The organism is Sorangium sp. So ce1014, from assembly GCF_051521505.1.
Taxonomy (GTDB): Bacteria; Myxococcota_A; Polyangia; order Polyangiales; family Polyangiaceae; genus Sorangium.
Genome location: NZ_CP150356.1, coordinates 1590380 through 1603456, shown reverse-complemented (window position 1 = coordinate 1603456; position 13077 = coordinate 1590380). Strand labels below are relative to the sequence as shown.

General features: G+C 73.7%; 10 protein-coding genes. 5 read left to right on the top strand and 5 right to left on the bottom strand.

Going from position 1 to position 13077, the window contains the following annotated elements:
* Positions 1 to 19 precede the first annotated feature (19 nt).
* A complete protein-coding gene (locus WME75_RS06075) occupies positions 20 to 2497 on the top strand; it encodes a Kelch repeat-containing protein (RefSeq protein WP_437487158.1) in 2478 nt (825 codons plus the stop codon).
* Between the two features lie 332 nt (positions 2498 to 2829).
* On the opposite strand, the gene WME75_RS06070 is transcribed toward WME75_RS06075, so the two are convergent.
* From WME75_RS06070 to WME75_RS06060, 3 genes are read right to left on the bottom strand one after another with little or no spacing between them, the layout of a single operon-like run.
* The gene (locus WME75_RS06070; RefSeq protein WP_437487157.1) at positions 2830 to 4644 is read right to left on the bottom strand and encodes a hypothetical protein; all 1815 of its coding nucleotides are present in this window, start codon (positions 4642 to 4644) and stop codon (positions 2830 to 2832) included.
* Positions 4641 to 5633 (bottom strand): PEGA domain-containing protein, encoded by a 993-nt coding sequence (locus tag WME75_RS06065; protein ID WP_437487156.1) that lies wholly within the window; start codon positions 5631 to 5633, stop codon positions 4641 to 4643. Before WME75_RS06065 ends, WME75_RS06070 begins: the two co-directional genes overlap by 4 nt.
* 52 nt (positions 5634 to 5685) lie before the next feature.
* Positions 5686 to 7146 carry a serine/threonine-protein kinase gene (locus WME75_RS06060; protein WP_437487155.1) on the bottom strand — a complete coding sequence of 487 codons (1461 nt, stop codon included), beginning with the start codon at positions 7144 to 7146 and terminating at the stop codon, positions 5686 to 5688.
* 133 nt (positions 7147 to 7279) lie between these two features.
* Between WME75_RS06060 and WME75_RS06055 the strand changes: the two genes are divergently transcribed.
* From WME75_RS06055 to WME75_RS06045, 3 genes are all read left to right on the top strand, one after another.
* The gene (locus WME75_RS06055) at positions 7280 to 7879 is read left to right on the top strand and encodes a hypothetical protein (protein ID WP_437487154.1); all 600 of its coding nucleotides are present in this window, start codon (positions 7280 to 7282) and stop codon (positions 7877 to 7879) included.
* 155 nt (positions 7880 to 8034) lie between these two features.
* The gene (locus WME75_RS06050; RefSeq protein WP_437487153.1) at positions 8035 to 9468 is read left to right on the top strand and encodes a vWA domain-containing protein; all 1434 of its coding nucleotides are present in this window, start codon (positions 8035 to 8037) and stop codon (positions 9466 to 9468) included.
* 2 nt (positions 9469 to 9470) lie between these two features.
* Positions 9471 to 10376 carry a hypothetical protein gene (locus WME75_RS06045; protein WP_437487152.1) on the top strand — a complete coding sequence of 302 codons (906 nt, stop codon included), beginning with the start codon at positions 9471 to 9473 and terminating at the stop codon, positions 10374 to 10376.
* A 13-nt stretch (positions 10377 to 10389) separates the two neighbouring features.
* Here the strand turns inward: WME75_RS06045 and WME75_RS06040 are convergent, their stop codons facing one another.
* A complete protein-coding gene (locus tag WME75_RS06040) occupies positions 10390 to 11628 on the bottom strand; it encodes a hypothetical protein (protein ID WP_437487151.1) in 1239 nt (412 codons plus the stop codon).
* 165 nt (positions 11629 to 11793) lie between these two features.
* On the opposite strand from WME75_RS06040, the gene WME75_RS06035 reads away from it, so the two are divergent.
* Positions 11794 to 12084 carry a hypothetical protein gene (locus WME75_RS06035; RefSeq protein WP_437487150.1) on the top strand — a complete coding sequence of 97 codons (291 nt, stop codon included), beginning with the start codon at positions 11794 to 11796 and terminating at the stop codon, positions 12082 to 12084.
* A gap of 48 nt (positions 12085 to 12132) precedes the next feature.
* Here WME75_RS06035 and WME75_RS06030 read toward each other — a convergent pair whose 3' ends face one another.
* Positions 12133 to 12918: an alpha/beta fold hydrolase gene (locus WME75_RS06030; RefSeq protein ID WP_437487149.1), complete on the bottom strand. Its 786-nt coding sequence runs from the start codon at positions 12916 to 12918 to the stop codon at positions 12133 to 12135.
* Positions 12919 to 13077: the final 159 nt, after the last annotated feature.

The window sequence follows — 13077 nt, the reverse complement described above, 5'->3', positions numbered from 1 at the left end:
CGCTGCGCTCCCATCCGCCATGATCCGTCCTCGCCCCGGCCTGCATCTCCCGCTCGCTGCCTTCGCGCTCTTCGCCTCGCTCCAGCCGCTCGCCGGGTGCGCAGCGCCCGAAGCACCGCCGGACGAGGTGCTGCGCCGCGCCTTTCCCGACCAGGTCGCGGCCGTCCTGAGCGTGGGTCCGGGGTTCCTCCGGAGCGGCGGCGGGATCGAGCGCGCCGCGGCCGCGCGCCACGGCGGCGTCGCGGTGAGCCTGCCCGCTGAAGGGAGCGAGGCGATCGTCTTCGAGCTCGCGGGGGGCGCGACGCTCCGGGTCCGCGAGGTGGGGGCCGGAGGCGAGGCGATGCTCGCGGAGCGCGCGGTGGTCTACCGGCGCGCGGGCGGGTCGTCGTTCTGGACGGCGACGCCGGACGGGGTCGAGGAGTGGCTGCTGCTCGACGCGGAGGCGGTGCGGCGCGACGCGCCCGTGGCCGCGTGGGAGGTCGAGGGCGGCGCGCTGGCGGCGCGGGACGGGGCGATCGAGATCGCCGACGCGGCGGGGGCGGTGCGGCTCCGCGTGACGGCGCCGGCGGCGTACGCGGCCGGCGGGCGCGAGGTCGACGCGCGGCTGGCGGCGCGCGGGGGGCGGATCGAGCTGTTCGTCGACGCGGAGGGCGAGCAGGTGCTCGTCGACCCGGAGTGGGTGCCCGCGGGGAGCATGGGGTTCGGCCGCCGCCGTCACGCGATGGCGGAGCTCGGGACCCGCCTGCTCGTGGCGGGTGGGCTCAACCAGGAGTCCGCCAAGCTCCGGACGGTGGAGATCTACGATCCGACCGACGGTACGTGGTCGCCCCCCGCGGAGCCGGGCAACGAGATGAGGACGCCGCGCGCCGACCACGCGATCGCCGCGCTCCACGACGGGCGCCTCCTCGCCGTGGGCGGGGACGTCGGTCCCATGGGCTCCACGTACGAGCTGTACGATCCGGAAGACAACACGTGGGGGCCGGAATCCCCGCCCGCCATGGGCGTGGTCGCGCCGCTCTACCATCAAACGGTGACCGTGCTCCCGGCAGAGCACGCGATCACCGCCGGAGATGTCCTGATCGTCGGGGGCACGTCCGATCTGAACAGCTACACACCGCAGCCCTATGTCTTCCGCTTCTTCGAGAGCACCGATACGATGACGAGGGATCCTGACCGCGAGATCGCCCGCACCATGCACGCGGCCACGCGGCTCGCGATGGGCGAGATCCTGGTCACCGGCGGCTACGACGGCAAGGCGTCCGGGCTCCGGAGCACCGAGCTGTACGATCCGGCGACCAACACCTGGGCACCGGGGCCGATGATGCGCAGCGAGCGCTACCAGCACACGGCGACGCTGCTCCAGGACGGGGACGTCCTCGTGGTCGGGCATTCCTCCGGGGCAGAGATCTACACGCCGGGAGCGCCGGGCCCGGGGGCCTTCAGCGAGGCCGGGAGCTTCGAGAACTCCAATCGATACCGGCACTCGGCGACGCGGCTCCCGAACGGCTGCGTGCTCGTCGCAGGCGGGCAGTGGGCGGGGATCACCTTCGCCGACACGTGGCTCTACGACCCGGTCACGAAGGGATGGACCGGCGCGCGGCCGCTCATCGCGGCTCGCTCGTTCCACACGGCGACGCTCCTCGATGACGGCTCGGTCCTGATCACGGGCGGGGAATACCGGGATGTTGCCGAGATACGCAGGGCACACGCGACGTCCGAGCGGTACGTCCTCGGCCAGGCCGGCGAGACGTGCGGGGCCGGCTGCGAGTGCCAGACCGGGTCCTGCGTGGACGGTGTCTGCTGCGACACGGCGTGCGAGGGCGCCTGCGACGCCTGCGCCGAGGCGGCCGGCGCGAGCGCCGACGGCACGTGCTCGGCCGTGACGGGTCGCGCCTGCGACGACGGCAACGACTGCACGAGCGATGACACCTGCGACGCGGGCACCTGCGCGGGCGAGGCCGACGACGCCGCGACCTGCGACGACCGGAACCCGTGCACGCGCGACGCCTGCAGCGGGGGCGAGTGCGTCGGCACGCCCGACGACACCGCGGCCTGCGAGGGCCAGGGTATCTGCACCATCAGCGCCTGCCGGGGAGGAGCCTGCGTCGTCGAGGCGATCACCTGCGAGGCCACGGACGAGTGCCACACCGACGGCGCCTGCGACGAGGCGACCGGCGCGTGCGTGCCCCGGAAGAAGGTCGATGGGGCGCCGTGCGAGGGGGATGGCATGTGCCTCGGTGGGCGCTGCGACCACGTCGCCGCTCCAGCGACATCATCGTCGTCGCAGGGCGGCGAGCGGGGCGATGGGGGCGCGGGCGGCGGGGTCTCGCCCCCCCAGGAGGAGGGCGGCCCGAGCTGCGCCTGCAGGGTCGCCGGCCCGGCTGCGCCAGGCGGGGGCGCGGCCGCTCTGCTGCTCACGGCGGCGGCGGCGGCTTCGCGCGCCGTCCGACGGCGTCGTCGGCCTTGCCCGGCGCTGGCCGCGCCTCAGCGCTGGTAAGATGCCTCGAGGGCTGCAGAACAGGTCGACGACCCGGTTCTGGACGCCCCCTGGCCTGTCCGGCAGGTGAGCGACCCCTGGAAAGAACCCGATCGGCCTGCACGAGCACCACGTCGCCCCGTTCCGGGAAGCCCTGGGGCATGCCCGGACAGGACGCCGGCCCGCCGGGGAACCCTCCCGGCATGCCGGACAGGGCGCCGACCCGCCGGGGAACCCTCCCGGCATGCCGGACAGGGCGCCGACCCGCCGGGGAACCCTCCCGGCATGCCGGACAGGACGCCGGCCCGCCGGGGAACCCTCCCGGCATGCCGGGGGCGCGGCCGCTCCGCCGATCACGGCGGCGGCGGCTTCGCGCGCCTCATGACGGCGCCGTCGGCCCTGCCCGACGGGGGCTCGTTGCCCTCGTTGACCCAGTAGATCGCGCCGGCGAAGGCCGCGATCGCCGCCGGCTTGCGCTGCCCCTCGGCGAGCGTGAGCACCGCTTCGGCGCCGCAGCCGACGCCGGGCGCAGCGCCGCGGGGCAGGCCCTTCACGGTGCCGTCGCCGCGGTTGGTCCAGTAGACGAAATGCTCGTCGAGCGCGATGCCGTACGGGCCGCCGCACCCCTCGACGAGCACCTCGCGCCTCCCGCCGTCCACCGCCCCCCGCACAACCTCCCCGCTGAAGTTGTTGACCCAGAACACCTCCGCCGGGTCGCTCGGGTCGAGCGCGATGCCGTACGGCGTACTCTCCCGATCGCCCACGCTCACCGGACGGGCGAGGCCGTCGTTCGAGCACCAGACCGCGCCCGTGTCGGCGACGCCCTGGTCGGTCCAGCAAACGACGCTGTCCGCCGCCGCGATGCGGTAAGGAAAGCCGGCGTCGACGACCGGCTCCGTCATCTGCCCGCTGAGCGCCGCCTGGCCCACGCCGCCGGACACCTCGTTCCTGGGGAGCAGCGTGAAGAACAGGTGCTCACCGTCGGTCGCGAGCCCCTCCAGGATGCCCGCCGTTCCCGGACTCCGCTCGTCCAGCACGACGGCGGCGTCGCCGACGCCGGCGCTCCACCGCATCAGCGCGCTGTCGGCCGCGCCGACCCCGCGGTTCGTCCAGAAGACCTGGCCGGTCGCGCGGTCGAGCGCGATCTGGCGCGGCGCAGCCTGCCCCGAGGCAAGCGTCTCCGGCGCGCCGCCCGCGAGCGCGACCCGCTTCACGGCGCCGTCGCCCTGGAAATCGTCCGGACCGCTCAGGGCGCCCTGCTCGGTCCAGAACACGGCGTCGTCGCTCACCGCGAGCGACCCCGGGCTGCGCTGCCGCGCCGCCAGGACGACCGGCTGCTCCTCGTCGCCGGCGCAGAACGGATCGCCGATTTGCTTGAGCGGGCACGCCGCGGTGACCGGAGACGCGACAACGAGGGGCGCGGGCGAGCCCGGCGAGCAGAGCGCCGCCGGGAGCGCGATGCGCCCCTCGGGCGTGCGGCGAGCGCCGGCATCGCTCTCCGCGTCGAGCGGCACGAAGCACCCGGAGCCGACGCAGACGCCGTCTCCCTCGGTGACAATCGCGACGTTGACGTCGCCATCCGCCGCGATCGTACACCCCGCCAGGTCGACGTCGGCCAGAGCCGCGTCGCCGAAGCAGCGCGCCACGTCGAAGCAGGCCCGGCGCAGGACGTCCTCCTCCACGTAATCGGGCAGGAGCTCCGAGCGCACGAGGCGATCTCGGCACCGCCCGGCAAAGCACGTTTCGTCCCCCGGACACACGCCCTTTGTGTCGTCGGCCTCGTCCATGCTGCACAGGAAATGGAGCGGCGCCCAGAGCGTCGCCACGCGATCCTCGGGGACGGTCGTGATCACCGCGTGCTCCACGCGGACCTGACCGCGCAGGATCGCCCGCACGCGGAGGCTGATCTCCCGGCCGGGATCCTCGGAGACCGTCAGCCCCTGTGTCGCGGGCAGACTGACGCCCTCCGGGCCGAGCAGGAAGCGCTGGTTGGGGATGACGAGGTTGCCGCCGGAGAGGACCTGTAGCTCGACGTGATCGAGGTCCTTGGGAACGGCCATGTCGGTCTGGATGGCGACGATGAGCTCCCCCGTGACGGGCGCCGAGCACGCCGCCTGGGCCACCGCGAGCGCCGCCGTGGCCGCCGTGGACCAGCAGGGCGCCCTCACCACCGGCCTCCGAACCCGGTAGGACGCGTGGGGCCGAGGGTGCCCTCGATCGGCGGGGCCGGCGAGGGCTGGAGCAGGAGGACGCCGACGACGACGCCCGCCGCGACGACGAGGGCGCCGCCCGTGAGCCACACCCACGTCCGCGGACCACTCGCGACCGGCGTCAGGCCGACGCTGAGCCGGCTCAGCTCGTCGTCCTGGATCACGAGCTCCGACTCATACGGCATCATCCCCGGCGCCGTGACCCGCAGCGCATGGCGGCCGCTCGGCACGGCGCCGTCCCACCGCCCCTGCCCCAGGAGCGCGCCGTCGAGCGCGATGCGGGCGCCCGGCGGCGCGCTCACGGAGAGCTTGCCTGCGTGGACCCGCGGCTCCAGCTGGATCTGCACGACCACCTCGGCGCCGGGCGCCACGCGCTCCACCCGGACATGCGCCTTGAAGCCCGGCTTGTCGACCCGGATGCGCCGCGCTCCGGAGTCGACGATCACCTTGCCCGAGAGCGGCGTCTTCCCGGCCGGCGCGTCGTCGATCGTCACCTCCGCGCCCGCCTCGCTCACCGCGATGTCCAGGTGCCCGACAAGGGATCTGGCGCCCCGCTCGAGGGCGTCGATCGTCGCCCAGTCCTGCGGGGTCAGGGCGCCGCGGTCCTCCCGCCTCAGCCGCTCGACGAGCGTGAGCACGTGGCTGTACCGGTGCATCCTGTTCTTGCAGACAGCCATGTTCCAGAGGAGGCGCACGTCCTTCGAGAGCGCGTAGGCGTGCTCGAACTTTGTGAACGCGTTGGCGAAGTCGCCATTGCCAAAGAGGCTCTTCCCCAGCTCGTAATCGGCCCTGGCCGCGCCGGTCAGCACCTCGGCGAGCGGCGCCGCGGCGGGCGCAGCAGGGGGCGCGGCCGGCGCGGCCTGCTGCGCTGCGGCTCCGCGGGCCGTGGTCAGCGTCAGGAGGACGATCGCGGCCGCGGGCCGCATCGCCGGCATGCGTAAGCGCATCGATACCTCGTCTGGAGAGGGTGCCGCCGGTCGAAGACCGGTCATGCCTATCTCATTTGAGAGGGATCGCGAAGGGGTTCGTGGGCTCGACGGGCGCCGGCGTTCTCGGCGGCGCGGCCGGCGGCGGCGAGCTCGGCACCGCCGCCGGCCGCCGGCGCGGCGGCGCCTTCGCGGGGCGCTCCTCCGCATCGACCGGAGCGGCCGACGCCTGCGGCGGCGCGGCCGGCGGCGGCGCGGCCGGCGCCGGCTCGCGCGCCGTCGCCGGCGGCTCCGACGCGATGAGCGGGCCCGCCAGGTCGCCGGCCGCGCCTGGCTGCGCGCGCTGCGGCGCCCCGTCGTCCTGCGCGATCGCCGCGCTCGACAGCGGCGCCTCGCCCACCGGCGCTCCGCGGCGCAGCGCGACCGCGGCCGCCAGCGCGAGCGAGGCCATCGCGGCCGCTCCGAGCGCCACCATCAAGGTCCTGCGCCGCGCTGGCCTCGCGAAGGTCCGCGCGAGCCCCCGCGTCGTGGGCAGCAAGGTCTCCATCGGCCCCGGCTCGGCGCTCGACAGGGTGTCCGGCTCGGGGCCCGCCGCGGGCGCGCTGGGCCGAGGCGTCGGCGGCGCGCCGAGGATCCGCGCAGCGCACTCCGCGCGCTCCCTGGCGCCCGCGGGCGCGAAGGGAGCGAGCGCGTGCGCCAGGTCGGCCACGGTGGGCCACCGCTGCGCGGGATCCTTCTGGAGGCAGCGGAGGATCGCGGCCTCGAGCGCCGGGGGGATGTCGCTCCGGAGCTCGCTGGGCCGGACCGGGTCGGCGCTCGCGACCTGCAGGACGAGCTCGGCGAGCGCCGGGGCCTCGAACGGCGGCCGCCCCGTGAGCAGCCGGTAAAGGATCGCGCCGAGCGCCCAGATGTCGGAGCGGGCGTCGACCGAGCGCGACGAGCGCATCTGCTCGGGCGACATGTAGATGGGCGAGCCGAGCATCTCCCGCGTCTGCGTCAGCGACGCGCCGCCGCTCTCGCTGCCGCCCGGCAGCTCCTTCGAGATCCCGAAGTCGAGCACCTTGATGAGCCTCGCCCCGCCGGGCGTCGTCGTGAGGAAGAGGTTCGCCGGCTTGAGATCGCGGTGCACGATGCCCGCGTTGTGCGCCTCGGCCATCGCCACGCAGACCTGCAGGACGTAGTCGGCCGCGTCCTGGGTGCTGAGCGGCCCGCGGTCGCGGAGCACCTCGGAGAGATCTTCGCCCTCCAGATACTCCATCACGATGTACGGGACCCCCGAGTCGAGCTCGCCGACGTCGAGCACCCGCACGACGTGCTCGCCCTTGAGGCGAACCACCGCGCGCGCCTCGCGGAGAAACCGCTGCGCGAGCGCCGGGCTCCCGTCCTCGTCGCTCAGGAGGAGCTTGATCGCGACCCGCTGCGGCAAGAACAGGTGGCTCGCCGCGACCACCATCCCCATGCCGCCGCGGCCCAGGACGCGATCGACCCGGTACTTGCCGGCGATCACCTCTCCTTCGACGACGGGTGCGTTCATGCGAGCTCCGCGCAGCGCGCTCTGGCACGGGGGCAGCCGCCACCCGAATCTGCTGTGGTCGATGGTAGCACACGCGCTCGTGGCGCAGCGACCTGTGTCCACGAGCCTCGGCGGAGCGCGATACGATGCCACGATGACGCTCTCACCTCGACACATCGCCAGGGCGGTGGGCTCGCTCGTTCTGCTCGTTCACACCGCGTGCGGCGCCGCCGTGATCATGGACGGCGGCGGGGGCGGCGCTGACGGCTCTGGCGGCGCTGACGGCCCGGGCTCGACGACCACCTCCTCCGCCGCCCCTTCGCCGACGACCGCGCCTCCGCCGACGACCTCCGGCAGTTCCGCGCCGCAGGTGAGCGCGGTCGTCTATGGCGACGCGACCGTGACCTTCCGCATCGCCAGCCTGCCCCTGTCCTGCCGCGATCCCGAAGCGCGCCCCACGTTCTCGCCCTGCAGCGACTGGTGGGCTCTGGAGCTCAGCATGCCCGCGTCGATGCTCGCCGTCGGCGAGGTGGATACGGCGAGCGACGATTTCAGGATCTTCGAGACGTCATCCAACGCGGATTGCGGCGGCTCCGGGGCCGTCGCCGGGGGCGCCGGCGCGGGCTTCGGCAGGCTCACCATCACGGCGATCGAGCCGACGTCGGTCGCCTTCGAGCTCTCCGACGTGGGCCCCCTGTTTGCCGGCCAGGGCGCGAACGGCCGCCACGTCGCGGCCCGCTGCGCCTCGCGCTAGCGCGCTGGACGCGGGGTCGCCGGAGGACCTCGGTCACACTTCCAGATCCATCCGCGACCTGACACGTCGACGGGTCCACTCGACGTTGACGAAGCGGCGCCCACCCGTCCCCGGGCGCGTGGACTTCGTCCGTCCGGAGCCCCGGGAGAAAGCCCATGTCCATTCGCACCTGGTTTCGCACGGCCCGCGTCCGCCACGGACTCGCCGCCAGCGCCGTCGTCCTCGCCGCCGGTAGCCTCGTCCTCGCCCGATCCGCCGCCTCTGACCAGGGCCCCTCGAGCGCGTTCACCGCGGTCGCCTCGAGCGGATCGAACAGCACCTCCTTCTCGGGGCCCGGCGCTCACGGCACCTTCGCCCTCAGCCACACCAAGGTGCTCAGCGGCGGCGAACAGCGCGTGTTCGCCGAGCTGATCGTCGAGGCCGACCCCGTCGAGCAGGCCAGGGAGCGCGCGCCGCTCTCGATCGTGATCGTCCTCGACACCTCGGGATCCATGGCCGGCGAGAAGCTCGATCAGGCCAAGCGCTCGGCCGTGCGGCTCCTCCGCGACCTGCGCGACGACGACGAGATCGCCTTCGTCCGCTACTCGAGCGACAGCGAGCTCCTCCAGCCGCTCGCCCGCGCCGGCCGCGTCCGGGCCGACCTGATCGCCCGGGTCCTGGAGCTCGAGTCGAGCGGCGGAACCCACATCGCGCCCGCGCTCGCCCAGGGCGTGCTCGCCCTCGCCGACGCCGGCAAGGGCCGCGTGCGCCGCGTGATCCTGGCGAGCGATGGCCTCGACGGCACGCGAGCCCAGAGCGAGCAGGTCGCCCGGGACAGCGCCGGGCGCGGGATCACCATCTCGTCTATGGGGATCGGCCTCGATTTCGACGAGGCGTACATGGGCGCGGTCGCCCAGGCGGGCCGCGGCAACTTCGCCTTCGTCAAGGACGCCTCGGCGCTCGCCACCTTCCTCCAGCGCGAGCTCAAGGAGACGGCCGCCACGACGATCGAGAGCGCGTCGGCCCGCGTGAAGCTCCCGGCCGGCGTCCGCCTCGTCCGCGCCTCCGGCGCCGACACGAGGCCCCTCGCCTCCGGCGCCGAGGTCGAGCTCGCGCTCGGCTCGCTCTTCTCCGGCGACGAGCGCCGCGTGATCCTCGAGCTCGCGGCCTCGCTCGACAGCGACGTGACCCGGGCCGTGGAGGGGCAGGTGAGCTGGAGCCGGGTCGGCGGCGACGGCGTACAGGCCCGGATCGCCGGGCTCCCGCTGACCGGCTCGACCTCCGCCGAGGCCGTCGAGGCGGGCAAGGACCTCGCGGTCCTCGCCGACGCCATGAGCGTCGTCGCCTCGCGCCGTCAGCTCGAGGCCGCCGACGCCTACCAGCAGGGCGACGTCGGGCGGGCCCAGCGCCTCATCGATGAGAGCATGAACGAGCTCAGCGCGGCCGTCGCCACCGCGCCGCACGCGGCGGCGGCCCCGCTCCGGAAGCAGCTGATGGAGTACAAGGCAACGCAGAAGGAGTTCCTCTCCGCCCTGCCCGCGAGCACCGCCGGGAAGGCGGCGGCCAAGCGCGCGGTCGAGAAGGACATCTCCAACCTGTCGAGGCGCTGACGATGCTCCGCAAGGTCGCCTTCGTCGCCGCCGCTGCGCTCTCGCTCGGGCTCGCGTCGCTCGCGCTCCGGCTCGGCCCGGTCCCGGGCTCGCTGCTGCTCGTGGCCGCCGCCGTCCTCCTCGCCGTCGCGGCGAGCGGGGCGTTCGCCTCGCTCGCGGTCGCCGGGGGCGCGCTCGGCGCGCTGGCGTTCGGCGTCCTCGGCGCGGCGTCCCCGGCGGCGGCCGGCGCCGCGCTCGCCGGCCTGTGCTTCGCGGAGCGCTCGGTCCGGGTGCGGGGCAGGAGCGCTCGCCTGCTGCACATCGGGACGGCGCTCGCCGGCGGCGCCCTGGCCGGCTCGCTCACCGCCGCCTTCGGCGCGGGGTCGCTCGCGCTCCGCGGGGTCGCGCTCGTGGTGTCCGCGGTGCTCGTCGCGCTCCCCTTCCTCATCGACGCCGACGACCCCGTGGCCCACGCCCTCGACGGCGCCGCCGGCGAGATCACGGGCCCCGCGCGCGCGTCGCTCCGCGAGGGCGCGGAGCTCCGCCGGACGGTCGCGGGCGAGGAGCTGCTCGATGGCAGGGCGGCGCGCCAGGCCCGGGCGACCTGGGCGTCGCTGCTGCGCCTCGCCGAGGCGCGGGCGAGGCTCGAGCGCACGCTCGCGGTGGGCCGCGCCGCGCGGGAGCGGAAGGCGAGCCAGGGGGAGCCTCCGCCGGCCGGCGAGGGGGCCGCGGGGGCGCCGGCCGAGGCGGTGATCGGCAAGGTGGACGCGCGGATCGCCGATCACGTCGCCGCGCTGACGCGGGCCTACACGGCGGTGAGCGCCGCGCAGGCGGCGGAGGCGAGCCTGGACGACGCGGCGCTCGTCGGGGTGGAGGCGATGGGCGAATCGCTCGAGCAGGTGAGCAAGACGATGGTCGAGGAGGTCTGATGGTCTCGTGTCGCTACGGCCGACAAACCGCGCAGCCTTCCGCGCTCGCGCATCCCGCTTCGCCCTGTCGCACGAACTCGCAAACGCCAGGGTCGCACGTGGTCAGATCATGCCAGCGGCCGTCCTCGCAGCGCATGGAACCGCTGAAGGTATTGCACGCGGTTGCGCCTTCCACCGCGCACGGCGTCTCCGGACGGGCCAGGTGGTCCACGGTGGCCTGGGTCACGACGCGCATCGCGAACTCCGCCGTGCTGGGCAGCGTCGCGGCGCCGACCGCGCCGAGCTGCAGTTTGCAGGTTCCGGTCTGGAGAATCTTGACCGGGATCTGGTGGTCGACGCTCGCGTCCCAGGCGAGCTCTCCCTCTGGGCCCGTACAGATGGAAGGCGTGGCCGTCACCGCGTGCACCGGCAACGACTCACAGGGCACCCCCTCCTTCAAGGCCGTGGCGGTGGGCAGGCGCACCGTCCAGCCAGGGCCCACCGTGCTCGGCCAGATGCGCTGCGTGAACGCGTGCACCGCGGTGACATCGCTCGCGCCGTAGCTCTGAATGCGGCCGCGAAAGCCGGGGAGCACGCCAGACACGAGCTCGACCGCGCCCCCCTCGAGCGGCGCCGTCCACGAGCAATTCAGACGCGAGCCCGAGGCGCCCACCGAACACGTCACGCCATCGCCCTGCACCAGGCCCGGCAACAGACCATCCAGCGGCTTGCCCCCGCCTTGCGGCACCGCATCGAACCTCAGCGTCTTGCCCGGCGACACCCGCAGCGGCGCCTGCGCTTCCGCGCAGCTCGATCGCACCTCGATCGCATCCACCTCGACCACCTCCACCTTCATCTCCGTCTCGCGCTCCGCATCGCTGAAGCGGGCCTTCACGCGCACGTTCGCGGTGCCCGCCGCCAACCCCTGCACCACCAGGTGCGCCGTATCCCAATACAGGCCCTCCGGCGCTTCTCCTTCCTCTGCAAAGCGCAACACCGACGGTTCATCGATCGCCAGCTCCAGCACCTCCTCTACCGACTCCGTGCTGCAGAAATTCACCTTCCCCCCGCCGATACAACCATCCACGAGCCACAGATTCGCGAAGCTCTGCTCCGCCAGCGCGTTCTGCGGCCCTTGCAACCGCGCGTCCTCGTCGGACGTCGCGCAGCCCGTCAAGGCAGCCGCTCCGAGCGCGGCCCCCAGCACCGAGGCACTCCATTGCAACCGCGGACCCATCGTGTCACCAGCCGATCTATCATTCATCGCGTTCATCAAAACCATGGTTCAGCAAAGCCCGCGCCAGGCGCGGCGCTCGCCGCTCAGCCAGCTCTGGGGGCAGAGTGTGAACGTTGCGTCACGTGAAGGGCGCTGTGCGCGTCAGGCTCGGGGCAGACGCGCGTTCCGCGCTGACAGCTTGCCGTGCCATACTGGCCGGCCATGCACATCATGAGCCTCGTCGCGCTGGGCGCGCTGATCGCCGGGCTGGCCCTCGGCGTCGTCGTCACCCGCGGCCTGCACGCCAATCCACGGAAGCGGTTCTGGAACGCCCCGCTGGGCCCCACCCGCTACCGGCGCGCCAACTTCCCGCTGGGAGGCACCCTCGCCGGCCTGGTCGCCCTCGCCCTCTGGGCCTCGGGTCACCCCGACGGCGCGCTGATCGCCGCGGGCGCAGGCATGGGCATGGCCGCCGGCGCCATCGGCGTGGGCCTCGCCGACCCGCTTCGCTGAATCAGGGCTACGCCAAGCGGGCAAACGCAGCGAGGAATTCCTGTCCACCTAGCCGTGGAGAGCCGCCTGCTCGCCGCGCAGGAAGGTTAGCGCCGCCCGGGCGAACGGCTCCTTCCACTCGCCGAAGACGGGCGCGTGTCCGCTGTTCGGCACGAGCCACAGACAGGAGCGCGGGATGGCGCGGTACATTTCCAGGGCAATCTCAGCCGGATAGAGGGGATCGCGGTCCCCGCTCACGATCATCGTCCGCGCGGTGATGGTCGACAGGTAGGGGCGCGTGAAGTTCATGTCGTCGTGGCTGTCGGCGAAGCGCCGCGGCTGGCGCCACAGCGCCCGGATCTGCGCGTCGCCGAGCTTGTGGCGGCCCCTCATCTCCTCCCATTCCGCCTCGGATCGGCCCTCGTCGGAGACTTGCCGCATGATCGCCCTGGCCTGCTCGGGGAAATACGGAGTCGCCGACACGAGGACCATCGACTCGACGCGCTCCGGCTGCTGCGTGGCCAGGTGCAGGAGGCACTTGGCGCCGAAGCTCAGGCCGATGGCCCGGAACGCCTTCACCCCCAGGTGGTCGAGGAGGGCGAAGACGTCGAGGGCGCACTGGCGAATGGTCAGGGAGCCGGACGGGTTGGTCGACCGGCCGTGCCCGCGCAGATCGGGGACGATGACCCGGTGATCGCGCCCCAGCTCCGCGAGATCGAGCGCGTGAGCCCAGTCGGCGCCCACCCCGGTGAAGCCGTGAAGCAGCACGAGCGGCGGCCCCTCGCCGCGAAGCTCGTAGTACATGTCGATGCCGTTGACGGACGCGGTCCGCCCGAGGTCCTGCGCTGTTTCCATTCGCTCCTCCGATCGCTCGGCCGCGGCCAATCCGCAGCCGGATGCACACGAGCGATAGGCGAAGCGCTTCACTCTTGATAGCTGTGCCCTTCCCGCATAGAATGCGACTCGCCTGATGAGGGGACGGCCAGCTGGCGTGCCCGACTGAGCAGGTGTTCA

What these genes read in the sequence shown, in the direction of transcription:
- WME75_RS06050 (WP_437487153.1), top strand. Translation starts at nt 8,035, where the DNA reads ATGTCCATTCGCACCTGGTTTCGCACGGCCCGCGTCCGCCACGGACTC.
- WME75_RS06045 (WP_437487152.1), top strand. Translation starts at nt 9,471, where the DNA reads ATGCTCCGCAAGGTCGCCTTCGTCGCCGCCGCTGCGCTCTCGCTCGGG.
- WME75_RS06075 (WP_437487158.1), top strand. Translation starts at nt 20, where the DNA reads ATGATCCGTCCTCGCCCCGGCCTGCATCTCCCGCTCGCTGCCTTCGCG.
- WME75_RS06040 (WP_437487151.1), bottom strand. Translation starts at nt 11,628, where the DNA reads ATGAACGCGATGAATGATAGATCGGCTGGTGACACGATGGGTCCGCGG.
- WME75_RS06030 (WP_437487149.1), bottom strand. Translation starts at nt 12,918, where the DNA reads ATGGAAACAGCGCAGGACCTCGGGCGGACCGCGTCCGTCAACGGCATC.
- WME75_RS06060 (WP_437487155.1), bottom strand. Translation starts at nt 7,146, where the DNA reads ATGAACGCACCCGTCGTCGAAGGAGAGGTGATCGCCGGCAAGTACCGG.
- WME75_RS06065 (WP_437487156.1), bottom strand. Translation starts at nt 5,633, where the DNA reads ATGCGCTTACGCATGCCGGCGATGCGGCCCGCGGCCGCGATCGTCCTC.
- WME75_RS06055 (WP_437487154.1), top strand. Translation starts at nt 7,280, where the DNA reads ATGACGCTCTCACCTCGACACATCGCCAGGGCGGTGGGCTCGCTCGTT.
- WME75_RS06035 (WP_437487150.1), top strand. Translation starts at nt 11,794, where the DNA reads ATGCACATCATGAGCCTCGTCGCGCTGGGCGCGCTGATCGCCGGGCTG.